The organism is Vibrio sp. M260112, from assembly GCF_036533775.1.
In the GTDB taxonomy this organism is placed as follows: Bacteria; Pseudomonadota; Gammaproteobacteria; order Enterobacterales; family Vibrionaceae; genus Vibrio.
In genome coordinates, this window is sequence record NZ_JATABH010000005.1 from 45,446 (window position 1) to 70,592 (window position 25,147).

Genomic DNA, 25,147 nt, shown 5'->3' on the forward strand with positions numbered 1-25,147 from the left:
CCCTTTTTTATCAACAATATCCAGCGCTTTAGAACTCTTCGAGATACTCATCCAAAAACGCTTCTTGATCCTCATCGTAGTCATCTGTTACGACTTCAGCTTTGAAGTTCTGACGCTGGATATAAGCATCACGAGTCAATGCATACGGGTCAGGCGAGTTGTCAAGCAGCACTTCTTGGTTAACGAGCACTGCACGAGTCTCCATTCCTTCTAATGCCCATTTACCTAGCCCTGCCCAGATATTAAGAAAGGACAAAGGTACATACATACCGTCGACAACATCTGTCGCTTCACGGACAGTCCATGGGCCGTAACCCGGAACCATAACGTAAGGGCCATTCCCTACCCCGTAATGACCCACTGCGTCACTGAACGCTTTTTCATTATAGTCAGTGATGCCCGCCTCTGATGCGATATCGATTAAACCCGCTAAGCCAAACGTGGTGTTAATCCAAAAGCGGTTAAAGTGGTCAAGCGCTTTGCTGCCATTACCCATCAACAGATTGTTAATCATGCTAGAGGGTTCATCGAGGTTGCCTAAAAAGTTACGGATGCCACTGCGAATCGGAGTTGGCACGTAATTTACGTAGGCCAAAGAGACAGGTCGTACGAAATATGGGTCTAGATAATCATAGTTAATGGTCCACATTGAACGGTTGAAACCTTCAATAGGATCATAGGCTTGTTGCTGGCTTAAGCCTTGCTCATCATCGGGAGGCGTGCTGGCACATCCTGACAAAGCTAACACTGCGCATAGTAAAATCCCTAACCGCGAGTTGATACTCTTCATTATTATAATTTCCATAAAAAAGGCCGGTGAAAACACCGGCCTACTGCAATGAATAACCTACAGCCATTAATACTGATTATTAATCATAACTTCAACTGGTTCACCCATTTTAACGGCTTCGCTCTCACCAAACCAGTCCCCTTCTTTCGTTGCAACGTTTCCATCACTATCGATGCGCACGCGAACCATTAAAGAATCAAGGGAAGAGAGCTTTCTGTCTTGGAGCATACTGTTACCATCGTCCAACACTACCGTTCTTGGGAAAGTGCCTAATGGGTAACGAGCAGCGGCGACCGGCATTGGTGAACCATCGGCAGAATGCACAGACACAATCAATGATGAGTTCGGATCAGCGTTCACACCAGCACCAAGCGAAATGCTTACCGCAACAGACTTGCCAGTACCAGCTTGTTGACCCATCTGCTTTTGTGCATTTTCGATACTTCTGCTTAGCATTTCATAACGGCTGTCTTCAGGACCAATCATCTGTTGCATAATGCTCCAATAACGAACCGCAGCAGCAAAATCTTTACGCTCGAATGAGTCAAACGCCAGTAAGGAGAAGACGCGCAAATCGACGTAATCTTGCTGAACAAGCTTACCGAGTATATTGCGTGCTTTATCCTGATCGACATCATCCTGTGAAAGCATCAACGCTTGCGCGTAACCGAGCATGATGTCGGTATTCTGAGCTTCGAGGTTGTACGCTTTTTTCATCGCACCAATCGCCGTATCGATATCTCGGTTCGCCAATGCGATACGTCCCAACAGCAGCCAGCCAGTAGAATCATCTGGTTGGTAATGTAGGCGGGTACGCAATGCTAACGTCAAATCAGCCATCTCGTCATCACTTAACGCTGTGCCTTCAGGAGACATCAGTTTCTTAGACAAGGCGGGTAAGTTAGCACTAACTTGCTGCCACTGCATAACGTCTTGCGAAGCACCGAACTTAAAGTAAAGGCCATAAGAGAGACCGATAACCAATAAGGCTGAAGGCACAATAACGGCCAGCGCAGAGGTGTTACTCTCCTGCTGTTTGACGTTATCTGCTGGAATATCGTCCAACAATGATTGCTTAAGATCTTCAATCAAGTCTTGCTGGTTGTCGACCAAACCTTCATCGGTTTCTTCTTCCAGCTCTTCAAGACGATCTTTATAAAACGCTTTGTTGAGTTCATCACGCAATTCAGCATCGTTGTTGTTCTTTCTTTTAATGAAAGGCATAGCAATCATGACAATACTGATTGCAATAAGAATGACTGAAGCTATCCAAAATAGTGTCATTACTGCTTGTCTCCATCATTCTTTTCATTAAGCAGAGCCTTTAGGCGTGCTTCTTTATCGGCATCCCACTGCTGGCTGTCGGCTTTTGTGTTGGTCTTGGTTTTGCGGCTTCTAATAAGAATGAAACCAAAACCAAACATTACCACGGCAATTGGACCTAACCACAAGATTGAAGTCGCGATTGTAAACGGCGGGTTGTAAGTGACGAAATTACCATAGCGAGCAATCATATAATCGACGATGTCTTGCTTTGATTTACCTTCTTTGGTCATTTCATAGACTTTTTGACGTAAATCGACAGCCAATTCGGCATTCGAATCCGCGATGGTATTGTTTTGGCATTTAGGACAACGAAGCGTGCCTCCAAGCTCTTTAAATTGCTGCTCTTGTTCCAATGTATCAAACTCATACACTTCAATTGCAGCATGGGCAGTCAGCGCAAACAGCAAACTGGTCGTGATAGCGAGTATCCACTTTTTCATTGCTTCGCCTCCGCCAACATTGCTTCATACATTGGCTTAAGCTTCTCATTCCAGTTACGCGTATTCACATCGCCAACATGGCGGTAGCGAATAATGCCATTTGCATCAATTAGGAATGTTTCAGGAGCACCGTAAACACCAAGATCTAACCCAAGCATACCGTTGCCATCGAACAAGCTGATCAAATACGGATTGCCTAAATCATTCAGCCAGCCGACCGCTTTTTCTCGATCATCTTTATAGTTCATACCAATAATCTTGACGCCTTGAGACGCCAGTTCATTCAGGTATTGGTGCTCTGCATAACAAGTAGGGCACCAAGTCGCCCATACGTTAAGTAGTAGCGGCTCACCTTTAAAGATTGCCTGATCATAAAGTTTACCCGGCTCAGCTAGGTCTTCTAACTTGAACTTAGGCACCTCTTTGCCAACTAAAACAGATTCCAATTTAGTTGGGTCATCACCATGTTGGTTTTTTACTAGCTGGATGGCAAAGACTGCCACCAAGCCCAAGAACGCCACTAGGGGAATAAACAGAAACTTCTTATTCATTATGCCTCCTGCTTCTTCGCACTCTTTCTAAAGCGGTAACGTTTATCACTGATCGCAATTGCTCCACCAAGAGCCATCAATAACGAACCAGCCCAAATCCAGCGAACAAACGGTTTGTAGTAAATACGTACCGCCCAAGACTTGTTATCGTCTAAGCGTTCACCCATCGCTATGTAAAGATCTCGCGTGATTCCACGATCGATCGCCGCTTCAGTCATCATAGAGCGTGCGGTGGTATAGAATCGTTTCTCAGCATGTAAGGTGTTGATGTACTTGCCGTCGCGAGTAATTTCAAAGTCAGCAATGTAACCATCGTAGTTAGGACCATCTTTGTCGCGTAGACCTTGGAAGTAGAAGTCATAACCTTGGATTTCAAAGTGTTCGCCTGGTGCAAGCCTTACGTCACGCTCGATACTGTAGTTTTGCACCATCGCAATACCAATCACAGTAACGGCTAAACCAAGGTGACCAAGCATCATCGCCCAGTGGCTGCGTTGCAGTTTCTTCACCCCTTCGACAAACGAATGACGATGTGTCGCGCGTTGGTGAAGTTCGTAACCGTGTAGACACAGGATCCACAAAGACATGACCCAACCTAGGTAAGCCATAAACTGGAAACGTTCTGATAGAAGAACAACAAACACAGCAGCAAAGACCAGTGATACCACACCCGACACGAGCATCGGTTTAACTAGCCCAGACAAGTTGTCACGCTTCCAGCGGATCAGAGGACCGATACCTAACAGGAACGCAAATGGAATCATTAACCAAGCAAACAACATGTCAAAGAATGGCGCACCGATCGATACTGAACCTAATCCAAGCTGTTTGTGAACGAGTGGCAGTAACGTACCAACAAGTACGACAACTAGCGCCGCAATAAGCAGCACATTATTCGCAAGCAGAGCATTCTCGCGAGATACAAGTTCAAAGTTACCACGGACACGCACTGATGCCCCTTTCACTGCGAACAGTAGCAGCGAACCGCCAATCACAAAGACTAAGAAGCCTAGAATAAACATACCGCGAGCGGGATCGGATGCAAACGCATGTACCGAAACCAAGATGCCCGAACGAACTAAGAAGGTGCCAAGCAGACTCAATGAAAACGCTGAGATTGCAAGCAGTACAGTCCACGCTTTAAAGGTACCGCGTTTCTCTGTCACAGCCAGTGAGTGCATTAACGCCGTACCCGCTAACCATGGCATAAATGAAGCATTTTCTACTGGATCCCAGAACCACCAGCCGCCCCAGCCAAGTTCGTAGTACGCCCACCAAGAACCTAGTGCGATGCCTAGCGTCAAAAATAGCCATGCGGCTGTAGTCCAAGGACGAGACCAACGCGCCCAAGCCGTGTCAAGACGACCTGTCATTAGCGATGCAATTGCAAATGAGAAGGCAACCGAGAAGCCTACATAACCCATGTATAGCATTGGTGGGTGAATGATTAAGCCAGGGTCTTGAAGAAGTGGATTCAAGTCACGGCCATCCACAGGGAAGAATGGCAATGTACGTAAGAACGGGTTAGATGTCAGAATAATAAACAGTAGGAAACCCACAGTAATCATTCCCATCACCGCTAAAACGCGCGCCACTGATTCTTGAGGCATCCCGCGACTGAACGAAGCCACTGCGACTGTCCAACCAGCTTGAATTAATACCCAAAGTAGAAGCGAGCCTTCATGAGCACCCCATGCTGCCGTCAGACGGTAGTACCATGGTAGCTGGCTGTTGGAGTTGCTGGCTACATAGTTAAGCGTAAAGTCATTGGTATAAAATGCCCACAGCAATACACCAAATGAAACGGAGAGAAGTAAGAACATGCCCCAAGACAGAGGTCTGGCGCTGTTCATCAATAGAATGTTGTTACGTGATGCCCCAGCCAATGGCAAAATACTTAGCAAGACAGCTAATGCCAACGAGACAATTAGGGCAAAATGTCCAATTTCAGCAATCATTGATCGCTTCCTTGTTTTTGTTGTTCAGTGTATTGAAGTGGCTCATGCGTTTTCTTCATTGCTTCCGCAATTTCAGGTGGCATGTACTCTTCGTCGTGCTTAGCGAGAACTTCAAATGCTTCGATAGTCGTCGCATCTTTCAGTACACCTTGTGCAACAATGCCCTGCCCTTCACGGAAGAGATCTGGCAGGATACCGTCGTACAGAATCGTTACCTTAGGGCCTACATCATGCAAATCGAATGAAACGCGCAGAGATTCTGCATCACGTTTCACTGACCCTACGACAACCATGCCACCAATACGGAGACGCTGGCCGACTTCAGGTTTGGTGCCGTCGGGTTTACCATTAACAAGTTCAGTCGGTGTATAGAAAAGATCCATATTCTGATTAAGTGCGTACAGCATCAAACCTATGGTTGCACTGATACCAACAAAGATCGCGACAACAATGCCGAGTCTCTTTTTACGTCTTGGGTTCATAGTGTGTTCTCCAAATTTTTAGCTGCTTCTATACGAGCTTGTCTATCCACTTTTGCTTGAACTTCATTAAGTAGCGAACGGCCACGACGCAGGCTGACAACCAGTAAAATCAGCATGGCACCAAACGTCACACCAAACGCTGTCCACACATATCCTGCATAGCCACCCATAGCAAAGAAGTCACTCAAAGATTCAAAATGCATTTTTAACTCCCTCTCTGAGGTTTATCCGCCGCCAGCTTCACCACCCAAGGACGATGGGTCTCTTTGCTTATGATCTCGTTACGTAAGCGGATCATAGCCAGTGAACCAAAGAAGAAGGCAAAACCGATAATGTTCAGTAATAGTGGCCAAAGCATATCGTTAGAAATCGATGGCTTTTCAAATTTTGTAATCGTTGCGCCTTGGTGAAGCGTGTTCCACCATTCTACTGAGAAGTGAATGATAGGCAGATTGACGACACCAACAATGGCAAGAATGCCCGCAGCCTTAGCCGCTGTTTTCTGGTCATCGAATGCATGGTAAAGAGCAATCACACCTAGGTACAAAAATAGCAGGATCAGTTCAGCGGTAAGGCGTGCATCCCATACCCACCAAGTACCCCACATCGGCTTACCCCAAATTGCGCCAGTAATCAGAGCAATGAAGGTATACACTGCACCGATTGGTGCCATGGCCGATGCTGCCATATCCGATAAACGTACTTGCCACACAATGCCGATGAATGCGGCTATCGCCATCGACATGTAGACACCCATAGACCAAATCGCGGCTGGTACGTGAATATAAATAATTCGGAAGCTATCACCTTGCTGGTAATCAGAAGGTGCGTAGGCAAGCCCCCATACAGTACCGACAGATAAACATAGTAGTGCTAGTACAGAGAACCATGGCAAGAGCTTACCGCATAACTGATAAGCTGACTCAGGCTTGGCATAAGGATGGAGCCATTTCCACATTGTTGATCTCACTCTTACTTCAGGTTTGTCTAACTATTTGTTAAACAATTATTAGTTTTATAATTTATATAAAGGGGAAAACTCGTGCTTGATCGAAATCATCTAATTTACACTTACTCGAAGTGCGGCACTGATTGCAAACGGGGTTAGTGTCATTGCTCCCATAAACATCGCACCTAATATTGCTAATTGACCGTTGTACGCCATTCCCAATGAAGCGGCATCTATCGCTGATGTCGCAAAAATAAGGATCGGAATATAGAGAGGAAGAACCAATAAGCTCAACAAAACCCCTCCTTTTTGTAAACCCACCGTTAACGCTACACCAATCGCGCCGATAAAGCTCAATGTTGGCGTACCGACCAACAAGGTTAAAACAACCGCTGACCAAGTGTTGAAATCCAACGACAAGAGAACAGACAACAACGGGCTAATCAATATCAGAGGCAACCCTGTCAATAGCCAATGGGCAACCACTTTAGATATCACTACGATAGGCAATGGGACAGGCATTAGCATCATTTGTTCCAATGCACCGTCTTGGAAATCATCACGGAATAATCGCTCGAGTGAAAGAAGAGCAGAAAGTAAGGCTGCAACCCAAACAATACCTGCGGCTATTCGGGCTAATAAATTTGGCTCAGGACCAATACTGAGAGGAAATAGAGTAATCACGATAATAAAAAACCACAGCGGGTTAAAAATATCGGCTTGTCGGCGAAAAGCGATAAGAAGCTCACGTCTGATAATGCTATTAATAGTGCCAAACATGGTTAATCACCCAATTTAATTTTTCTAAGTTTTGGGTTGTCTGCGAACATGTCTTGGTGCGTGGTAAGCATAACAATGCCGCCACTATCCGCATGCTGCAAAAACAGTGATTCAAGCACCTTTACGCCCTGCTTGTCTATTGCAGTGAGTGGTTCATCCAGAATCCAAAGTTTATGATCGCTTAACCACAATCTTGCTAGCGCTACGCGTCGTTGTTGTCCGGCAGAAAGCTGACCGACAGGAACATCTTCACGCCCAGCCAGACCCACTTTTGTTAACGCGTTATAAATTGTGTTTTTGTCATAAGGTTGACGTGAATGAATGCTTAGATAAAAACGTAGATTTTCGTAAGCAGTAAGCTCGCGTTTCACCCCAGTCTGGTGACCGAGAAAGAGTAAATCCTGGTGAAATAGATCCCGACTCGATTCAATCTCTTCACCATTCCAGCTTATGCTGCCGTTATCGCGGTCACCAAGTCCGGTAATAATACGAAGCAGCGTGGTTTTGCCTGTACCATTTCTTCCTTCAACTTGAACTAACTCTCCGGAATTAATCGTAAAAGACAAAGATTCAAAGAGAACTCTTTCGTCTCTTATCGCTGTCAATTGAGATACTTCTAACATTTGTGGGATCACTAGATAAACTACGAAGGTGTATCTTACCACACCCTTTTCATCTCAAAACAGAATTAGACCTATACGAATCACGAAACTAAGTAAGAATCTGTTAATAATTAAGCATAACTCTTAGTAAATACCACTAAATGGTTACAAACACACATAAAAAAAGTGCCCTTAGGCACTTTTTCGTTTTTTGTTATCGTCTGCTACTGCGCTTTCGTTCCGCTGTTTTTCGTCTTTCGGGACTGCTTTCTAGCGGTGGTACCTTTTCCTTGCCAGCGATTTTATTTTGTAGCGACATCATAAGTTCCGCTTCGGCTTTCGGCAGTTCACACTCTTCAATCAACTCGTTGACGTCAGCACCGAGTTGAACCATCTTACTCGCCCGAGAATACAGGCGACCATCATTGTCCGCTTGCTCTAGTTCGGTAATACGCTCGTTTAAATGCTGAATGATATCCTGCTGCTCACTGACACGTTGCCCAAGTCCTACCACAACGGATCTTACTTCCAACAACTGTTTATTGGTTTTTTGCAGCTCTTTATCTAAATGGCGGTTTTGTTGACGAAGATGCTCAGACGAGCGCGTTTGTCCACGCTTTAGTCGTAATAACGCTAAGCCTAAAAACAACAATATTAAGGCTATCGCTCCGGCAATCACCGGAGCACTGGTCATCCAACTCGTATCCATTATAGGTGAGCCATCTCATCCCATTCTTCATCGGTCAGTAGCTTGTTAAGGTCTACTAGGATAAGCAGCTTGCCATCACGGTTGCTGACACCTTGGATGAATTTAGCACTTTCATCTGTACCAACGCTTGGCGTAGTGTCAATTTCAGATGAACGCAAGTAAACAACTTCAGCCACGCTATCAACCAGAATACCGATGACTTGATGCTCAGATTCGATAACGATAATACGTGTATTATCCGTGATCTCGCCTTCCATCAAACCAAAGCGTGAGCGGGTATCAATAACTGTTACAACGTTACCACGTAGATTAATAATACCTAACACGTAATCAGGTGCACCTGGTACTGGCGCGATTTCAGTGTAACGCAGTACTTCACGTACTTGCATTACATTGATGCCGTAGGTTTCTTCTTCTAGTTGGAACGTCACCCACTGAAGCACTTCGTCGTTAGACTGCTCTTTTCTTACTTCTACTTCATTAGTTTGAGACATACCTTATCCTCTCTAAGCCTAAATCGGCATAAATGTTCTAACTATCTAGTGCTTTGACATCAAGCCCTGCATTAAGCATAGCTATCAATGCTTCAACATGGACCAAAGCACACATTTTTTCTTTAACCATTCCAGCAAGCCATGGGCGTTTACCCGCGGTTTCTCGCCAGCGTACCATCTCAGGGTTCAATGACTCGGTACCCATCAACTCAGTGGATGCCAAGCCCCACATGCTCTCACCGAGCATGACTATGTACTGATACTTTTCTTTGTGACTATCGTCTTTCAGCTTTTCAGCCATCACCCATTTTGCTGTATCCACAACATCAAGCTGAGCTTCACGACTGGTCTGAAGGCCTAAATACCAGTCTGGGCGACCGATAAGATGGTTCAGTTCAGCAATGCGGTGGATACCGCCAAGTTCATCAAGTGGAACGGCAAAAGTGACATTATTCACGTCAAAATACAGAACCTGAAAATCGCTTTCCCGCTGAGTCGAATGCCAAGTGCCTAATCCACGATTGCCAGACTGTGTTTCAAGTTGAGGTTCAACTTCAGCGACGGTTTCAACATCCACTTGTGGCTGTTCAATTTCTACTTGAGGAGCGTCAAACTCTTGCTCAACAACAATGTCGGGCTCGGCAACAGTTTCAACCGCAACCTCTTCGATGTCCCATTCTTGAACTTCTTCGATCTGTGGTTTGGTTTGTACTTGAGCGATGTTGAGCGTATTTTGCTCCATCACTTCTTCAAGTTCTAACTCAGCGACAGGGTTGGTCGATTCAAGCTGTTTAAGCAGACGCTCGACATCATCTAACTTTGGTACTTCAATTTCCTCTATTGGAAGACGGTAGTAACTCTTTTCTTCCACAGACTGAACTAACGGTTCTAACTCTATTGGCTCTAAATCAGGTTCAGGGACAACGGATAGTATTGATTCCTGCGTATCAATTTGTTGCTCGTCGCCTTCCATACTCTCTTCAAGGAGAGCAGAGAAGTAATCATCTAGCGCTTGTTCGCTTGAGAGCGATGAGTGGTTAGTCATCGATGGCCAACCTCTCTAGATGAATGAGCAACTGCTTGTAAGCAAACACGCCACGGCTACCTGAAGCAAAGTGCGACACCGGTAAGTGTTTTAAACTGGCATCTCTGAACTTAGTGTCTATCGGTACTGCCGATGACCAAACCTGACTTGGGTAATCTTTTTTCAACTGCTGTAGCGTCTGAAGTGAGGCGCGGGTACGTTTGTCATACATGGTCGGAACTATGGTGACCTTGAATGACTTATTGCGTGACTTTTGCATAATCGCCAGCGTACGTACCATGCGCTCTAGCCCTTTCATCGCTAGGAATTCAGTTTGCACCGGGATCAAAATACGATCACTTGCCGCAAGCGCATTGACCATCATAACGCCAAGAATCGGTGGGCAATCTATTAGCACATAGTCATAGTGCCCTCTGATTGCCAACAACGCGCGTTTGAGAATCAATCCCATACCACTTCTGTTGCCCATCACACGATCCAATGTCGCCAAAGACATGTGCGCAGGGATCAAATCGATACCTTCAATATCTGATCTCATCACTAACGGCATCACACTTTGCTCGGTATACTCTTTTAGCTGAAACAGATCAAACAAGCTTGAGGCAACGGTGTCTGAATCGTAACCAAGGTAAGTGGTCAAAGACCCATGAGGGTCTGTATCAACTAAGAGAACTCGCTTGCCTTGTTTACTTAGCAAACCAGCCAGCGTAATGGTGGTTGTCGTTTTACCAACTCCGCCTTTTTGGTTTGCTATGCTCCATACAATCATGAATGACCTCTATGCTAGACCGACTTCGACTAACATACGCTCAGCAATTCGATCCAGCGGTAAATCTTCGGTAGAGATCCCCGCTTTTGCAACGGCTTGTGGCATGCCATAAACAACACAGCTTTCTTCATCTTGAGCCCAGATGGTAGCGCCTGCACTTTTCAGCATTCGTGCACCTTCTCGACCATCCGCACCCATCCCAGTCAACACCATTGACAGAACTTGGTTAGAGTAAATCTTAGCTGCGCTACCAAAGGTGACGTCCACACATGGTTTGTAGTTCATGCGCTCACCACCATCAATGACACGTAACTTGGCGGATCCAGGACGACCTTCAATCATCATCTGCTTACCACCTGGCGCCAAATAAGCGACACCCGGTTTTAATACATCGCCATCTTCCGCTTCTTTCACTTGAATCTTACATAGCGAGTTCAATCGGCTAGCAAAAGCGGTAGTAAATGTCGCTGGCATATGCTGAATGAGAACAATGGGATGAGGATAATTGCCAGGTAATTGTGTCAATATTTTTTGCAGCGCGACAGGGCCACCCGTGGAGGTGCCTATCGCCGTCAATTGATACTTCTTACCGCTCGCTTTAAATCGCGTTGCAACCGAAGGTCTTGCCGCTGCCGTCGGAGCTGGACGAAGTGGTGTACGTCCTGCTGCCGGAACCGGAGCTGTCGGCTTCGTCACCGCTGGTCTAACAACCGCACGTCGCATTGAAGCGCGTTTAGAAGCAATCTGAATGACGCGCTGTTGTAACAAGGCGACGGCTTCGTCACGGTTACGCGCAATGTCTTCAAACTTTTTAGGTAAAAAATCTAACGCTCCCGCTTCAAGCGCATCTAACGTTGCCTTCGCACCGTCATGAGTCAGCGATGAAAACATTAAGATAGGTACAGGACACTTAGCCATAATCTCTCGAACGGCGGTGATGCCGTCCATGACCGGCATCTCTATATCCATCGTTATGACATCTGGCTTGATAGTTAACGCTTTTTCAACCGCTTCCTTACCGTTAGTGGCAACATCGATGACCTCCAACCTTGCCTCAGCGTTAATTATCTCACTCACGCGACGACGGAAGAAACTCGAATCATCAACTACTAATACTTTGATCGCCATATTTGTCCTTCTATATCTCGCGATTTAGATTCGCGAAGCAGCAGCATACTGCTTAAGCAAATCTGGTACATCTAGAATAAGTGCAATGTGACCGTCACTAGTGATTGTCGCACCCGCCATACCCGGCGTTCCTTGTAGAAGATTATCTAGAGGTTTAATCACGACTTCTTCTTGACCTATTAAGGTGTCGACGACAAAACCAACACGCTGGCTACCAATTTGCACAATAACCACATGACCATGGCCTTTACGCAGTTCAACTTTATCCGCTCGAGGTGCCAGCCAATTTTGTAGATAGAACAGTGGAATAGATTTCTCACGAACGATGATTGTCAACTGACCATCAACGACGTTTGTACGGCTCAGGTCTAAATGGAAAATTTCATTCACACTCGCTAACGGTAGGGCAAACGGGTGACCCGCAACGCCTACCATTAGAGTTGGTAGAATCGCCAGTGTTAACGGTACCTTGATAGTGATCTTGGTGCCTTTGCCCATTTCTGAGTCAATATCGATAGAGCCATTGAGGGTATTGATCGCCGTTTTTACTACGTCCATACCTACACCACGACCCGAGATATCGGAGATTTTCTCCTTACTCGAGAAACCAGGCATAAAGATGAGGTTGAAACACTCTTTATCCGTCAATCGTGACGCTGCGTCTTCGTCCATCATTCCGCGTTTAACGGCGATGCCACGAAGTTTATCAGGGTCCATACCACTACCATCGTCAACGATAGCCAGTTCAATATGGTCACCTTCTTGAGATGCAGATAGGATCACTTTACCTGTTCTTGGTTTTCCTGAAGCAACGCGCGCTTCTGGCATTTCAATGCCGTGGTCAACTGAGTTTCGCACCAAGTGAATCAATGGATCCGCTAGCGCTTCAACAAGGTTTTTATCAAGATCCGTCTCTTCTCCACGCATCTCTAACGTGATGTCTTTGTTCAAGCTACGTGCTAAGTCGCGGACAACGCGTGGAAAACGGCCAAATACTTTTTTGATTGGCTGCATACGCGTTTTCATGACTGCGCCCTGTAGGTCAGCAGTCACTACGTCTAGGTTTGCTACCGCTTTAGACATCTCTTCGTCGTTGCTATTCAAACCTAAGCTGAGCAGTCGGTTACGTACCAATACCAATTCACCCACCATGTTCATGATGATGTCTAGTGTCGAGGTATCAACACGAACGGTCGCTTCTACCTGAGGCTTTTTAGCTTGAGTCGCCGGAACTGCGGCTTCTTTCTTCGCTGGCGGTTTAGGTTGTTCTTTTGGCGCAGTCGCTACCGCTGGTTGTGGCGCCGCAGCTGGTTTAACTGGGGCAGCCGGTGCAGGGTTAACGGCAGCAGGCTTAGTCGCCGCATCCAGCTCTTCAACTGACGGGCCTTTGCCTGAACCATGAAGATCGTCAAGAAGTCTCTCAAACTCTTCATCGGTCATTAGATCGCTATCGCCAGCCATAGATGGGGCTGCTGGTACAGGCGCAGGCGGTGGGGTCGGAGCATCACTCTCTCCTGGCGCTTTACCTACACCGTGTAATTCATCGAGCAGTTTCTCAAATTCATCATCGGTGATATCACCACTCATATCTGCACTCACCGCAGGAGGTGGTGTCGCTGGTGCGGCTGGTTTGCTGGCAGATGTGCCTGGAGCACTTCCTGCACCGTGAAGCTCATCTAACAGTCTTTCGAATTCGTCTTGAGTAATTTCATCAATAGATCCCGCAGAGACGTCAGCTTTAGGTGCCGATGTTTCAATGACGGGCTCAGGGATAACAGGCTCGGCTCGAACGGTTTCTTCAATAACAGGGGGAGCGGAGACTGCTTCATCAGCGGATGCAGGCTTGCTTAAGCGATGCAATTCATCCAACAGATCTTGTTCTGCACGTGGCAACGGTTCTCTATCTTGTACAGCTCGGAACTGTTCATTGACCGTATCCAGCGCTTTAAGCATTGTATCCATAAGGCTAGCATCAACGTGACGCTGGCCATTACGCAGGATATCGAACACGTTTTCTGCACCGTGACAAGTATCAACGAGTTCAGTCAACGACAGGAACCCGGCACCACCTTTAACAGTATGGAAACCACGGAAAATGGCATTTAATAGATCTTTATCTTCAGGATTATTTTCTAGTTCAACCAACTGCTCTGAGAGTAGTTCTAGAATTTCTCCCGCTTCGACTAAAAAGTCCTGAAGAATGTCTTCGTCTAAATCGTAGCTCATATGTTACCTCTAAAACCCAAGACTTGAGAGTAAGTCGTCGACTTCGTCTTGTGATGAAACCGCATCATCCCTTTCTTGAGGATTAAGGATAGGTCCCTCAGGGTCTGTCGATGCTTTGTTCTTGTTATGTGCACTTTGTTCCAGCTGACTAGAACCAAACGCAGTCAGAATTTCGACTAATCTACCTTCAACTTCGTTGACTAAGGTAATCACACGTCGAATGATCTGCCCGGTTAGATCTTGAAAATCTTGAGCCATTAGAATCTCTGTTAGCTGTCCCCTAAGTTCAGAGCTATCACCTTCCACTTCCCCTAACAGGTCGTCGATTCGGTGACACAGAGCTTTAAATTCGGCGAGCTCTATTCGACCATGCATAAGTTCATTCCATTGAGGACGAACTTGCAAAAGCCCATTATGCAGGTTGTCCGCGATGGGTAGACAACGGTCTACTGCATCCATGGTTTTATTCGCGGCGACTTCGGTCTTATCAATGACGTACTGGAGGCGATCCCTTGCATCTGGGATTTCGTCATTGGCGATCTCGCTCATTCGCTCATCAACGCTAAAGTGTTTAATTGACTCATGTAAGTCACGAGTCAATTCCCCAATTTCTTGTAGCATCGGATTTGAGATGTTTTCGTATATGCCTTTAACAAGAAGATCCGCTTCTTGTTGTTGACCATCTTCTAATAGCTCGACGAGCTGCTTTGCCTGTTCTAATGAAATCATTCTGAATTGGCCTTTCACGCTATTCAGTCAATACCTTGACTATAAGCGCTCAAAAATCTTATCTAGTTTTTCTTTTAATGTAGCAGCAGTAAACGGTTTAACGATGTAGCCGTTAACGCCCGCTTGAGCAGCTTCAATGATTTGCTCACGTTTAGCTTCAGCCGTGATCATCAACACTGGTAAGTGTTTTAGCTCATCGTCAGCTCGAATATGCTTTAGAAGGTCAATACCTTGCATACCTGGCATATTCCAGTCTGTCACGACAAAGTCGAACTCACCTTTTTTTAACATAGGTAACGCCGTTAAGCCGTCATCCGCTTCTTGGGTATTATTGAAACCCAAATCACGAAGTAAGTTCTTAACGATACGGCGCATTGTTGAGAAGTCATCAACAATAAGGATCTTCATGTTTTTATTCAAAATTGCCTCCACTGAGTTCGAGATCAGTGATTTTTACTCATTATTTGTCCATGCACTCAACTTTGTGCGTAGACGCTGCATTGATTGGCTTAGTATTTGGCTAACGCGTGACTCGCTAACACCAATTACTTCACCGATCTCTTTTAAGTTTAACTCTTCATCGTAATAAAGCGAAAGTACTAAAGCTTCTCTCTCTGGTAGAGATTTAATCGAGTCTATCAAGGCCTTGCGGAAATATTCATCAGCGACACCCTGAAAAGGTGCATTCTCTTCGTCACTATCATCGGAAGTAATGACGTCTTCTGAAACTCCAAGGTCTTCAATCCCGACCAAACGTGAACAGTTAATATCCGTTAATATCGTATGGTATTGCTCTAGGCTAATGCCCATGTGCTGAGCGACTTCTGTATCGCTGGGGTCACGGTTTAATTGCCCTTCTAACTCTGCAATGGCTTGGCTTACTTCTCGGTTGTGCTTATGCACTGACCGAGGAACCCAGTCTCCACGGCGAATATCGTCGAGCATCGCACCGCGAATTCGGATACCCGCATAAGTTTCAAAGCTCGCCCCTTTACTACCGTCGTAGTTTTTCTGGGCTTCGAGCAATCCGATCATACCCGCTTGAATAAGGTCTTCTACCTGCACACTTGGCGGTAATCGCCCTAGCAAATGATGAGCAATACGTTTCACCAACACCGAGTATTTCTCTAAAAATACCCGCTGACTGTTTTGGTTTGCGTACTGTTCATAGGTCAACGCCTTATTCACCAAATGGTTCCTCTAACATCTCTGGTCTATTCAGTAAGCGTTCGACAAAAAACTCAAGATGTCCACTCGGTGTTTTCGGAATTGGCCAAGTTAGTGCTTTGCTTGCCAATGAGCCGATTGCTAATGCCGCTGGAGATCTTGGAAATGCGTCGACAACAATCTTTTGCTTTTTCACTGCTTGTCTAACTTTATCATCCAACGGAATACATGCTACGAGCTCAAGGCTCACATTCAAGAATCGCTCTGTGACCAAGGTCAACTTTGCGAACAATTCTCTTCCTTCTCGGTAGCTTCTGACCATATTTGCAACAATTTTAAATCGTTGTACCTGATGGTCTTTGCTCAATAGTTTAATTAAAGCATAAGCATCAGTGATCGATGTGGGTTCATCACAAACAACCACAACCACATCTTGCGCTGCACGAGAAAAGCTGACAACCATATCGGAAATACCTGCTGCGGTGTCAATTAGTAGCACGTCCATTTCATCTTCCAAGCTACCAAATGCTCGGATCAGTCCAATATGTTGTGCGTGCGACAACTCTGTCATCGATTGGGTACCGGAGGTTGCTGGAATAATTTTAATTCCATGCGGTCCTTCTACAATCGCATCTTTGAGTTCGCATTCACCAGCAAGAACGTGGCCAAGGTTTTTCTTAGGTCGAATGCCAAGCATTACGTCGACATTAGCCAGACCAAGGTCCGCATCGAGTACCATGACTTTCTTACCTTGGCGAGCCATCGAAATAGCCATTCCCAACGTTACATTTGATTTACCAACACCGCCTTTACCACCCGTCACTGAAATGACCTTTGTTAAAGAAGGCTGCGTTAAACGGCGCAATCCGCTAGCTTGGTCTTGTATCATATTCTTCGTCATAATCGTCCGCCGCCTAGAACCTCTCCGCTTCACTATTCCAGTAGTGAGGTTCATCATCTGTCGACTTCTCAAGTAATTCATTTGCTTTAGCGACCATATATTTTGGTTGCGCTATAACAATGTCTTCAGGCACTCGTTGTCCATTCGCGATATAAGCCACTGGCAGCGCGTTTTGCACTGTGACACTGACAAACTCACCTAAACTCAGTGACTCATCTAGCTTAGTCATAATGCATCCAGACAACGGGATACGTTTAAAGTGATCAATCGTTTCCTGCAGTACTTTTCGCTGTGCAGTAGCAGGTAAAACTAGGTAGCTGTGGATCATCTCTCCACTCTCATGCATCAAGGTGTCTAATTGTTCCGACAGTCTTACATCACGCTGACCCATACCCGCCGTATCAACAAGAATTAGGCGACGATTTCTTAACTGATATATTACATCGGCTAACTCTTTGGAATCTTTAGCGACTTTTACTGGACATCCCATAATTCTTCCATAAATCGCAAGTTGCTCATGCGCACCAATACGGTAAGTATCCGTTGAAACCAACGCAACGTTATCTGCGCCGTATTCCATCGCGGCTCGCGCAGCTAGCTTGGCCACTGTGGTTGTTTTGCCGACACCTGTTGGACCTAACAGAGCAACAACGCCTCCTCGTTTAAGGATATCTTGCTTAGCAATAGGAATTTGATCGGACACTAGCCCCAGTAACGCCTTCCATGCCTTGGTTGGTGGCGTATCTTCTGGGATATAGCAAGCTAACTGGTCAGCAAGATCAGATGACACGCCCATGCGTTCAAGACGTTTGATCAACATAGCACGCAAAGGTTCTCTACGTTCGACCTCTTGCCACATAAGTCCCGAAACCTGATGTTCTAAAAGACGACGAATAGAGGTCATCTCTTCTTTCATCTCTTCTAGGTCTTCGTTGGCGACGACGCTTTCAGGCTGTCGGGAACGCTCATAACGAGTTGGATCGAGCTTTGCCGCTGGCTTTTGAATTCTGCGGTCTTCAGCAATCAATCTTGCTAAAGGCGAATCTTGCTGAATTTGAACATTTTCGCGATCACCATAACGCGCTGCATTTTGACGTTGTAGCAACGCCGATAGGGAGTCTGGATTGCTCTCCTCATCACGACCATCCGTTGCCGATTTACCATTGCTGTATTGTTTTAGCATGCTAGCAAAACGCTTGGTCATGGATCGACCAGAATCTGCTTGCGATTGGAGGCTGACTCGGTCTTCATCTAACGTTCTATTCGAAGCAGGCAAACTCGCCGGAGCCTGACGAACGGGTGTATGCCGTGGATTCGAGTTGTAGCTGTTACTAGAACGATTCGCTCCATCGCCATCAACCGCGGCGACGATTTCTACTCCACCCGCGACTTTTTTGTTCGACATGATTACCGCATCATCACCAAGTTCTCCTTTGACTTGGAGCAGGGCTGTGCGCATGTCTTTGGCAAAAAATCGTTTAATTTTCAAATTATATTCCGTATATCAACGCATTAGAACTAGTTGCCGACAGCTTGAACAATGCGAATTTGTTTCTCGTCAGGGATTTCTTGATAAGAGAGTACTCTTAACGAAGGAATCGTATTTTTGACAAATTTGGCTAATGTAGAGCGTAGTACACCTGATGTCAGAAGGACTGCTGGCTCGCCTTTAAGTTCTTGCTCTTGTGTTGCATGACTTAAAGAAGATTGTAGTCGTTCTGCGAGACCTGGCTCAATTCCTGCGGATTCTCCTCCAGACGCCTGCATGGTCTGATGCAAGAGTTGTTCCAGCTCAGGAATAAGGGTAATTACGGGCAACTCTGGTTCTATGCCATTGATTTCCTGAACAATTAGTCGCTTAAGTGCAATACGAACAGCAGCGGTCAGGATGTCAGGTTCTTGACTCTTACTTGAGTATTCGGACAAGGTTTGAACTATGGTTCGGATGTCCCTGATCGGTACCGCCTCATTGAGTAGATTTTGCAGCACTTTTACGACAACACCCAATTGAAGCTGGTCTGGTACAAAACTCTCCACCAGTTTAGGCGTGCTGCGTCCGAGCATTTCGAGAAGATTCTGCACTTCTTCGTGACCAATGAGCTGAGATGCATTATTGGTGAGTAGTTGACTCAAGTGAGTCGCCAGTACGGTTGACGAATCGACAACGGTATATCCGAGCGCCTGTGCATGCTCTCGTTGCTCTTCACGAATCCAAACCGCTTCGAGGCCGAACGCTGGGTCAATCGTCGGCTCTCCGTCAATCATTCCATAAACTTGGCCAGGGTTGATTGCCAGTTCCATATCCGGTCTGATTTCTGCTTCACCTACCGCGACACCCATAAGGGTAATTCGATAGCTGTTCGGTGTCAGCTCAAGGTTGTCACGAATATGTACTGCTGGGATTAAGAAACCAAAATCTTGAGAGAGTTTTTTTCTTACCCCTTTAACTCGTTCTAACAGCTCACCACCTTGGTCTCGGTCAACAAGCGGGATCAAACGATAGCCGACTTCAAGCCCAACAATATCGACGGGCTGAACGTCATCCCATGACAGTTCCTTAGGCGTTGGCGAGTCTTGTTCGGTCGTGGTTGGAAGTGATGTTTTTTCCGCAGCGCGTTTCTGCTTGTAATTAATCCAGTATGCGCCGCCCGCAGCCAACGATGCCAATAACAGGAAAGCAAAGTGCGGCATTCCCGGTACAATCCCCATCACACCAAGAATACCAGCGGTGATCATTAGTGCTTTAGGGTTGTCGAACATCTGGAACACGACCTGTTGGCCCATGTCTTCATCGGTATTTTGGCGCGTCACCATAATCGCCGCTCCGATAGAGAGCAATAGCGACGGTATTTGAGCAACCAAACCATCACCGATCGTCAGTAGCGTATAGATTTCTATCGCTTCACCAAAGCCAAGTCCGTATTGCACCATACCAATCGACAAACCGCCGATGATGTTGATGAATAAGATCAAGATACCCGCTATCGCATCACCTTTAACAAATTTTGACGCACCGTCCATCGAACCATAGAAGTCTGCTTCTTTGGTGACTTCCTGACGTCTTGTTCTTGCTTGGTCTTGGTCAATCAGGCCTGCATTAAGATCGGCGTCGATTGCCATTTGTTTACCCGGTAACGCGTCCAAGGTAAAACGAGCACTAACTTCTGAAATACGTCCCGCACCTTTAGTAACAACCATAAAGTTAATGATCATCAAAATGAGGAACACCACCAAACCAACCGCATAGTTACCACCGATAACGACACTACCAAACGCTTCAATGACGCTACCTGCGGCGCCAGCACCTTCGTGACCATAGAGTAGAACAACACGAGTTGAAGCTACGTTAAGAGCAAGCCTCAAGAGGGTTGCAATCAGCAGTACGGTAGGAAAAGCAGCAAAATCGAGCGGTCTGCGGGTGTAAACCGTTACCAGTAGTACCACCATGGCCAACGCGATGTTGAAGGTGAAAAACAAGTCGAGCAGGAAGGCAGGAATTGGCAATATAACCATCGCCAACGTAGCCAAAACCATGACTGGTGCGCCAATCGCTGGCATAGCACGTTGTGGAATCGAAGGCAGCTTGTCAGCAAACGGCAGGGAAAACTTCATAGTTAGGTAGCTACAATATTAGATAAAAAGAACAATTTGGTTTGACTATGCAATATCCAGTCCATTAATCCTGTCAAATTTATGGCTGAGGAATGGGCAACCAAACACCTACCAGGTTGACGCGAAGAGACGTTAGGCATACACAGCGACCAAATTCAAAAAAAACCGGGCTGAAGTACGCCACAAACGAACTATGGATGGATATTAAACATCAACTCGCCAGTTAATTTCTGTGGCGAGTAGTCAATAGACACGAGACCCGATGTCGGAAACATTGGCGGAATCATATCCGTAACAAACTCAGCGGTTAGATAACCAACGAGAGGAAGGTGCGAAACAATCAGAACACTCTCCAATTTGTCTAGTTCAACCAATGCAGCAACGTAATCGGCTACCTGTTCAGAATCACCGTAAGGGGTGATGTCTGGGCATGTTTCTACATGATCAGTTGTAAAGCAAGCTGAGATTTCTTGCCAAGTTTGCTGCGCTCTAATGTAAGGGCTTACAAGTACTCGATCAAAGTGAGCAAAACCTTTATCCGCACAGACTCGGGCTACCGCTAGAGATGCACTTCTGCCGCGCTCCGTCAGCTCTCGTTGCTCATCACTTTCAGCAAAATGTTCCGCTTCTCCATGACGCATAATGAAAATTTTCATGGCTTATTCCTAATGCTATCCCCGCATTACACATCGATGCGGTTATTGTTATGTGGCTGCTTGTATGGCAGCTTGATTTATTATTGTGTGACGATGTTTCTTAGCCACGATAGTTTGTTGAGCTATGAATAATTATATCAACTCCAAGATGAAAGACTCTGACTTTCTTAACACTCTTTAAAGTCAGATCATTCTATTTCTATCACTCATTTTGCTCATATTTCTCAAACAGATAGTTTGCAGTCAGCGGTATCCGAGTCATAATTACCCTATCGCTCATAGTAGCATCGCTTAATTTCCGGAGAATGTATCGTGCACATTAGTCCAAATGATACCAATCAATACCGTTACTTAACTCTGACTAATGGCATTCGAGTATTATTGATCCACGATAACTGTGCGCAGAAATCCGCAGCGGCATTAGCAGTCAATGTTGGTCACTTCGACGACCCCGTCGAACGAGAAGGGTTGGCGCATTATCTCGAACACATGCTATTTCTCGGCACAGAAAAATACCCGAAAGTTGGCGAATTCCAAAGTTATATTAACCAGCATGGCGGCAGCAACAATGCTTGGACGGGAACGGAACATACGTGTTTCTTTTTTGACGTTTCACCCAATGCCTTTGCAACCAGTCTCGATAGGTTCAGTCAATTTTTTACCGCCCCGCTATTTAATCCGGAAGCCTTGGACAAAGAGCGCCAAGCCGTTGAATCAGAGTACAAACTCAAGTTAAATGACGATTCTCGCCGTCTTTATCAAGTTCAAAAGGAGTTGGTCAATCCCGAGCATCCCTTTAGTAAATTTTCGGTGGGTAACCTCGAAACTCTGGGAGATAGAGAGGGCAAATCAATTCGAGATGAGATCGTCGCTTTTCATTTCGAGCAGTATTCAGCCGATTTGATGACGCTAGCTATCACGGGGCCTCAAGGTCTCGACCAACTCGAATCTTGGTGTATTGAAAAATTCACAGCCATTCCGAATCATAAACTCGCCAATAAAGAGATTACCGCTCCTTATTGCCAAGAGGATTCGACGGGCATCTTGGTTAACATTGAACCGATAAAAGAGATACGCAAACTCATACTGACGTTCCCAATGCCAAGCATGGATCAGTATTACCAATCTAAACCCCTCTCCTATTTCGCCCATTTATTGGGTTACGAAGGCAGCGGTAGCCTAATGATGGCTCTCAAAGAGCAAGGTTGGATTACCTCTTTATCAGCTGGTGGCGGTACCAGTGGTAGTAACTATCGCGAGTTTTCAGTGAGTTGTGCGTTAACGCCAAAAGGACTCGATCATACCGACGACATTATCCAAGCGGTATTCAGTTACCTTGCACTGATTAAGGAACATGGGATGGCAGAGTGGCGCTACCTTGAGAAACAGGCCGTTCTTGAGTCCGCCTTCCGTTTCCAAGAACCGACTCGACCGCTCAATTTAGTCAGCCATTTAGTGATAAACATGCAGCACTATCGTGAGCAGGATGTGATCTATGGTGACTTCATGATGAATCACTATGATCCTGAGCTTCTGACCTCACTGTTTGACTATTTTACGCCTGAGAATTTACGAGCGACTCTCGTCGCAAAGGGTTATGACTACCCAAATAGAGCAAAATGGTATTTTACGCCCTACGGTGTTACGCCACTCTCAGCCGAACAAAAAGCGTTTTTCAGAGAAAACAGCAGCCTAAGCTTTGCTCTACCGGATAAAAACCCATTTATTTGCTTTGATTTAGATCCGAAGCCGTTAGAGACACCGCACAAAACGCCACAGGTGCTGGAAGAGCTACCCGGGTTCAAACTCTGGCACCTGCAAGACACGGAATTTCGTGTGCCTAAAGGGGTCATCTACATTGCGATAGACAGCCCTCATGCGGTCGCCAATCCACGTAACATTGTTAAAACGCGCCTTTGCGTCGAGATGTTCCTCGATAGCCTAGCAACCAACACATACCAAGCTGAGATCGCGGGTATGGGCTACAACATGTATGCCCATCAAGGTGGCGTGACCCTCACCATTTCTGGTTTTAGTCAAAAGCAGCCTGAATTGATGAGATTGATCCTCAGTCGCTTCGCTCAACGGGACTTTAGCGAAACTCGCTTTGACAACATAAAACAACAGCTTTTAAGAAACTGGTTAAATTCGGCTCAAGATCGCCCTATATCGCAACTATTCAATGCATTAACTGGCATTTTGCAGCCAAACAATCCCCCCTATGCTGTTCTGGTAGAAGCGTTGGAAACCATCAATGTCGATGAACTGTCTAGTTTCGTTGATTCGATTCTGGCTGAGCTGCATGTTGAAATGTTTGTTTATGGGGATTGGACCAAGGCAGACGCTTTGTCTCTTGGTACGACGTTAAAAGATGCTTTGAGAGTGCAAAATCAGCAGTATGAAGAAGCGCTGAGACCATTGGTCATGTTAGGCAAGAATGGCTCATTCCAACGAGAAGTGTTTTGTGACCAAGAGGATTCAGCCACCGTTCTTTACTACCAATGCGACGACACCAGCCCTCGCAGCATTGCACTTTATTCACTTGCAAATCACTTGATGTCTGCGACCTTCTTCCATGAAATTCGCACGAAGCAGCAGCTAGGATATATGGTTGGGACGGGCAACCTGCCACTTAATCGCCATCCAGGTATCGCGCTATATGTACAATCACCCAATGCAGCACCTGCGGAACTGATTCGTTCCATTGATGAGTTCCTCAATGCATTTTACATGGTGTTGTTAGAACTCAATGAATATCAATGGCATAGCAGCAAGCGAGGCTTGTGGAACCAGATAGCCATGCCTGACACAACACTGCGCGGTCGCGCTCAGCGACTATGGGTAGCGATTGGCAATAAAGATACTGAATTCAATCAAAGAGACTTAGTCCTTGATGAGTTGAAGAGACTAACCAGAACAGACATGATTCGGTTCGTGGTCAATGAACTCAAACCAAGAACCGCAAATAGGCTCATAATGCACACACAAGGTAATGCGCATCATGAGTCCGAGAAGCTAGACTTAGGCCTAGAGATTGGTTCGATCGAAGAGTTTCAACTCAGGCCTAAAGATGTCGAGTTAGGCTGATTGTTCAGACTCAACAATGCTCTTTAATGAATGCGGGTGTAACTTGATGCACACCCCTTGATATTTGAATGCTACTGTTGGGTTATTTAAGCGCTCCCCCTCGCCTTTCGGGCTTGAGAGTTTCACTTTCACGCCCTTATCTGCAAGGCTGTCCCAAGCAAGACTTAGTTGAGGAAATTGTTGCTGAATATCGGCTAAGTACTCTTCCGCTGTCATTGCTTGTGACGGAATCACAAACTCTACATGTTCCCAGCTCTGCTCAGGATACGTCTTACCCTCAGCAGGATATGGCAGTTCCAAACACTCAATCGTCCAATCTAAACCTTTCACAGGTGTATCAAACTGAATCACGATGATCGGACGACCATTAATCTCAGCTTCAGAGATAACTTTTCCCTCTTTTTGCCACTCTTGATGTGCTAATTCGGCTAACTCGCGGTCGTTAATACGTAACGCGATATGATCCGCTTGGAAAGGCGCAAGATTTATATGCAAGATATCGCTTAAACTCTGAATTTTATGCATAAATTTTTCGAGGTTCAGTTTCATCTGCGCAGGCATTAATTGCGCGTTTTTCAGCTGCTGTGACATTTTTGGGTATCCAATGCGTTGATTTTCCCCCAATACTAACAAGATCGTCAGGAAAAGTAGAAAATTTCCCAGTTCACTCCCTATAAGCGCAGCAATAAAGTTGGTATTATGTGCGCCAAATTTATGAACTAGATCGAGATATGCATTCATTCCAC

25 protein-coding genes are annotated in these 25,147 nt (G+C 45.8%); 1 reads left to right on the forward strand and 24 read right to left on the reverse strand.

The window, feature by feature from the left end:
• Positions 1-28 precede the first annotated feature (28 nt).
• The 23 genes from QTN95_RS03670 to sixA form a co-directional block, all read right to left on the reverse strand.
• The gene (locus QTN95_RS03670; protein WP_331416377.1) at positions 29-790 is read right to left on the reverse strand and encodes an MlaA family lipoprotein; all 762 of its coding nucleotides are present in this window, start codon (positions 788-790) and stop codon (positions 29-31) included.
• 66 nt (positions 791-856) lie between these two features.
• A complete protein-coding gene (gene ccmI, locus QTN95_RS03675) occupies positions 857-2,074 on the reverse strand; it encodes a c-type cytochrome biogenesis protein CcmI (protein ID WP_331416378.1) in 1,218 nt (405 codons plus the stop codon).
• On the reverse strand, positions 2,074-2,556 hold the full coding sequence (locus QTN95_RS03680) for a cytochrome c-type biogenesis protein (RefSeq protein WP_331416379.1): 483 nt from the start codon (positions 2,554-2,556) through the stop codon (positions 2,074-2,076). Before QTN95_RS03680 ends, ccmI begins: the two co-directional genes overlap by 1 nt.
• Positions 2,553-3,107 (reverse strand): DsbE family thiol:disulfide interchange protein, encoded by a 555-nt coding sequence (locus QTN95_RS03685; protein WP_331416380.1) that lies wholly within the window; start codon positions 3,105-3,107, stop codon positions 2,553-2,555. The genes QTN95_RS03680 and QTN95_RS03685 overlap by 4 nt, the downstream gene beginning before the upstream one ends.
• Entirely contained in the window at positions 3,107-5,065 is a 1,959-nt protein-coding gene (locus QTN95_RS03690; RefSeq protein WP_331416381.1) for a heme lyase CcmF/NrfE family subunit, read from the reverse strand. The genes QTN95_RS03685 and QTN95_RS03690 overlap by 1 nt, the downstream gene beginning before the upstream one ends.
• Positions 5,062-5,547 carry a cytochrome c maturation protein CcmE gene (gene ccmE, locus QTN95_RS03695; protein WP_269377811.1) on the reverse strand — a complete coding sequence of 162 codons (486 nt, stop codon included), beginning with the start codon at positions 5,545-5,547 and terminating at the stop codon, positions 5,062-5,064. Before ccmE ends, QTN95_RS03690 begins: the two co-directional genes overlap by 4 nt.
• On the reverse strand, positions 5,544-5,750 hold the full coding sequence (gene ccmD / locus QTN95_RS03700; protein ID WP_331416382.1) for a heme exporter protein CcmD: 207 nt from the start codon (positions 5,748-5,750) through the stop codon (positions 5,544-5,546). Before ccmD ends, ccmE begins: the two co-directional genes overlap by 4 nt.
• A 2-nt stretch (positions 5,751-5,752) precedes the next feature.
• Positions 5,753-6,505 carry a heme ABC transporter permease gene (locus QTN95_RS03705; protein ID WP_331416383.1) on the reverse strand — a complete coding sequence of 251 codons (753 nt, stop codon included), beginning with the start codon at positions 6,503-6,505 and terminating at the stop codon, positions 5,753-5,755.
• Between the two features lie 102 nt (positions 6,506-6,607).
• Positions 6,608-7,276, reverse strand: coding sequence for a heme exporter protein CcmB (gene ccmB, locus QTN95_RS03710; protein WP_331416384.1), 669 nt, complete (start codon positions 7,274-7,276; stop codon positions 6,608-6,610).
• A 2-nt stretch (positions 7,277-7,278) separates the two neighbouring features.
• Positions 7,279-7,899, reverse strand: a complete 621-nt coding sequence (ccmA, locus tag QTN95_RS03715) for a cytochrome c biogenesis heme-transporting ATPase CcmA (protein ID WP_331416385.1) — start codon at positions 7,897-7,899, stop codon at positions 7,279-7,281.
• A 193-nt stretch (positions 7,900-8,092) separates the two neighbouring features.
• A complete protein-coding gene (locus tag QTN95_RS03720; RefSeq protein ID WP_331416386.1) occupies positions 8,093-8,587 on the reverse strand; it encodes a DUF2802 domain-containing protein in 495 nt (164 codons plus the stop codon).
• Positions 8,587-9,081 carry a chemotaxis protein CheW gene (locus tag QTN95_RS03725; RefSeq protein WP_004413313.1) on the reverse strand — a complete coding sequence of 165 codons (495 nt, stop codon included), beginning with the start codon at positions 9,079-9,081 and terminating at the stop codon, positions 8,587-8,589. Before QTN95_RS03725 ends, QTN95_RS03720 begins: the two co-directional genes overlap by 1 nt.
• A gap of 37 nt (positions 9,082-9,118) precedes the next feature.
• Positions 9,119-10,126 (reverse strand): chemotaxis protein CheW, encoded by a 1,008-nt coding sequence (locus QTN95_RS03730; protein WP_331416387.1) that lies wholly within the window; start codon positions 10,124-10,126, stop codon positions 9,119-9,121.
• Positions 10,119-10,895, reverse strand: a complete 777-nt coding sequence (locus QTN95_RS03735) for a ParA family protein (RefSeq protein ID WP_138973790.1) — start codon at positions 10,893-10,895, stop codon at positions 10,119-10,121. Before QTN95_RS03735 ends, QTN95_RS03730 begins: the two co-directional genes overlap by 8 nt.
• 9 nt (positions 10,896-10,904) lie before the next feature.
• Positions 10,905-12,023 carry a protein-glutamate methylesterase/protein-glutamine glutaminase gene (locus QTN95_RS03740; RefSeq protein WP_331416388.1) on the reverse strand — a complete coding sequence of 373 codons (1,119 nt, stop codon included), beginning with the start codon at positions 12,021-12,023 and terminating at the stop codon, positions 10,905-10,907.
• A gap of 24 nt (positions 12,024-12,047) precedes the next feature.
• Positions 12,048-14,249 (reverse strand): chemotaxis protein CheA, encoded by a 2,202-nt coding sequence (locus QTN95_RS03745; RefSeq protein WP_331416389.1) that lies wholly within the window; start codon positions 14,247-14,249, stop codon positions 12,048-12,050.
• Positions 14,250-14,258: 9 nt separating this feature from the next.
• Complete coding sequence (locus QTN95_RS03750; RefSeq protein ID WP_331416390.1) at positions 14,259-14,978, reverse strand: protein phosphatase CheZ; 720 nt, start codon at positions 14,976-14,978, stop codon at positions 14,259-14,261.
• 39 nt (positions 14,979-15,017) lie between these two features.
• Positions 15,018-15,386, reverse strand: a complete 369-nt coding sequence (gene cheY / locus QTN95_RS03755) for a chemotaxis response regulator CheY (protein ID WP_006879571.1) — start codon at positions 15,384-15,386, stop codon at positions 15,018-15,020.
• 45 nt (positions 15,387-15,431) lie between these two features.
• Entirely contained in the window at positions 15,432-16,166 is a 735-nt protein-coding gene (locus QTN95_RS03760) for an RNA polymerase sigma factor FliA (protein ID WP_331416391.1), read from the reverse strand.
• Complete coding sequence (locus QTN95_RS03765; RefSeq protein WP_269377827.1) at positions 16,159-17,046, reverse strand: MinD/ParA family protein; 888 nt, start codon at positions 17,044-17,046, stop codon at positions 16,159-16,161. Before QTN95_RS03765 ends, QTN95_RS03760 begins: the two co-directional genes overlap by 8 nt.
• Before the next feature lie 13 nt (positions 17,047-17,059).
• A complete protein-coding gene (flhF, locus tag QTN95_RS03770; protein WP_331416392.1) occupies positions 17,060-18,535 on the reverse strand; it encodes a flagellar biosynthesis protein FlhF in 1,476 nt (491 codons plus the stop codon).
• A gap of 29 nt (positions 18,536-18,564) precedes the next feature.
• A complete protein-coding gene (gene flhA / locus QTN95_RS03775; RefSeq protein ID WP_331416393.1) occupies positions 18,565-20,658 on the reverse strand; it encodes a flagellar biosynthesis protein FlhA in 2,094 nt (697 codons plus the stop codon).
• A 191-nt stretch (positions 20,659-20,849) separates the two neighbouring features.
• Entirely contained in the window at positions 20,850-21,314 is a 465-nt protein-coding gene (gene sixA, locus QTN95_RS03780) for a phosphohistidine phosphatase SixA (RefSeq protein ID WP_331416394.1), read from the reverse strand.
• Positions 21,315-21,626: 312 nt separating this feature from the next.
• Between sixA and QTN95_RS03785 the strand changes: the two genes are divergently transcribed.
• Positions 21,627-24,401: an insulinase family protein gene (locus tag QTN95_RS03785; RefSeq protein WP_331416395.1), complete on the forward strand. Its 2,775-nt coding sequence runs from the start codon at positions 21,627-21,629 to the stop codon at positions 24,399-24,401.
• Here QTN95_RS03785 and QTN95_RS03790 read toward each other — a convergent pair.
• Positions 24,393-24,992, reverse strand: a complete 600-nt coding sequence (locus QTN95_RS03790) for a VOC family protein (RefSeq protein WP_331416396.1) — start codon at positions 24,990-24,992, stop codon at positions 24,393-24,395. The two genes, QTN95_RS03785 and QTN95_RS03790, sit on opposite strands and share 9 nt — an antisense overlap.
• Positions 24,993-25,147: the final 155 nt, after the last annotated feature.

What these genes read in the sequence shown, in the direction of transcription:
- QTN95_RS03670 (WP_331416377.1), bottom strand. Translation starts at nt 790, where the DNA reads ATGAAGAGTATCAACTCGCGGTTAGGGATTTTACTATGCGCAGTGTTA.
- ccmI (WP_331416378.1), bottom strand. Translation starts at nt 2,074, where the DNA reads ATGACACTATTTTGGATAGCTTCAGTCATTCTTATTGCAATCAGTATT.
- QTN95_RS03680 (WP_331416379.1), bottom strand. Translation starts at nt 2,556, where the DNA reads ATGAAAAAGTGGATACTCGCTATCACGACCAGTTTGCTGTTTGCGCTG.
- QTN95_RS03685 (WP_331416380.1), bottom strand. Translation starts at nt 3,107, where the DNA reads ATGAATAAGAAGTTTCTGTTTATTCCCCTAGTGGCGTTCTTGGGCTTG.
- QTN95_RS03690 (WP_331416381.1), bottom strand. Translation starts at nt 5,065, where the DNA reads ATGATTGCTGAAATTGGACATTTTGCCCTAATTGTCTCGTTGGCATTA.
- ccmE (WP_269377811.1), bottom strand. Translation starts at nt 5,547, where the DNA reads ATGAACCCAAGACGTAAAAAGAGACTCGGCATTGTTGTCGCGATCTTT.
- ccmD (WP_331416382.1), bottom strand. Translation starts at nt 5,750, where the DNA reads ATGCATTTTGAATCTTTGAGTGACTTCTTTGCTATGGGTGGCTATGCA.
- QTN95_RS03705 (WP_331416383.1), bottom strand. Translation starts at nt 6,505, where the DNA reads ATGTGGAAATGGCTCCATCCTTATGCCAAGCCTGAGTCAGCTTATCAG.
- ccmB (WP_331416384.1), bottom strand. Translation starts at nt 7,276, where the DNA reads ATGTTTGGCACTATTAATAGCATTATCAGACGTGAGCTTCTTATCGCT.
- ccmA (WP_331416385.1), bottom strand. Translation starts at nt 7,899, where the DNA reads ATGTTAGAAGTATCTCAATTGACAGCGATAAGAGACGAAAGAGTTCTC.
- QTN95_RS03720 (WP_331416386.1), bottom strand. Translation starts at nt 8,587, where the DNA reads ATGGATACGAGTTGGATGACCAGTGCTCCGGTGATTGCCGGAGCGATA.
- QTN95_RS03725 (WP_004413313.1), bottom strand. Translation starts at nt 9,081, where the DNA reads ATGTCTCAAACTAATGAAGTAGAAGTAAGAAAAGAGCAGTCTAACGAC.
- QTN95_RS03730 (WP_331416387.1), bottom strand. Translation starts at nt 10,126, where the DNA reads ATGACTAACCACTCATCGCTCTCAAGCGAACAAGCGCTAGATGATTAC.
- QTN95_RS03735 (WP_138973790.1), bottom strand. Translation starts at nt 10,895, where the DNA reads ATGATTGTATGGAGCATAGCAAACCAAAAAGGCGGAGTTGGTAAAACG.
- QTN95_RS03740 (WP_331416388.1), bottom strand. Translation starts at nt 12,023, where the DNA reads ATGGCGATCAAAGTATTAGTAGTTGATGATTCGAGTTTCTTCCGTCGT.
- QTN95_RS03745 (WP_331416389.1), bottom strand. Translation starts at nt 14,249, where the DNA reads ATGAGCTACGATTTAGACGAAGACATTCTTCAGGACTTTTTAGTCGAA.
- QTN95_RS03750 (WP_331416390.1), bottom strand. Translation starts at nt 14,978, where the DNA reads ATGATTTCATTAGAACAGGCAAAGCAGCTCGTCGAGCTATTAGAAGAT.
- cheY (WP_006879571.1), bottom strand. Translation starts at nt 15,386, where the DNA reads ATGAAGATCCTTATTGTTGATGACTTCTCAACAATGCGCCGTATCGTT.
- QTN95_RS03765 (WP_269377827.1), bottom strand. Translation starts at nt 17,046, where the DNA reads ATGACGAAGAATATGATACAAGACCAAGCTAGCGGATTGCGCCGTTTA.
- flhA (WP_331416393.1), bottom strand. Translation starts at nt 20,658, where the DNA reads ATGAAGTTTTCCCTGCCGTTTGCTGACAAGCTGCCTTCGATTCCACAA.
- sixA (WP_331416394.1), bottom strand. Translation starts at nt 21,314, where the DNA reads ATGAAAATTTTCATTATGCGTCATGGAGAAGCGGAACATTTTGCTGAA.
- QTN95_RS03790 (WP_331416396.1), bottom strand. Translation starts at nt 24,992, where the DNA reads ATGTCACAGCAGCTGAAAAACGCGCAATTAATGCCTGCGCAGATGAAA.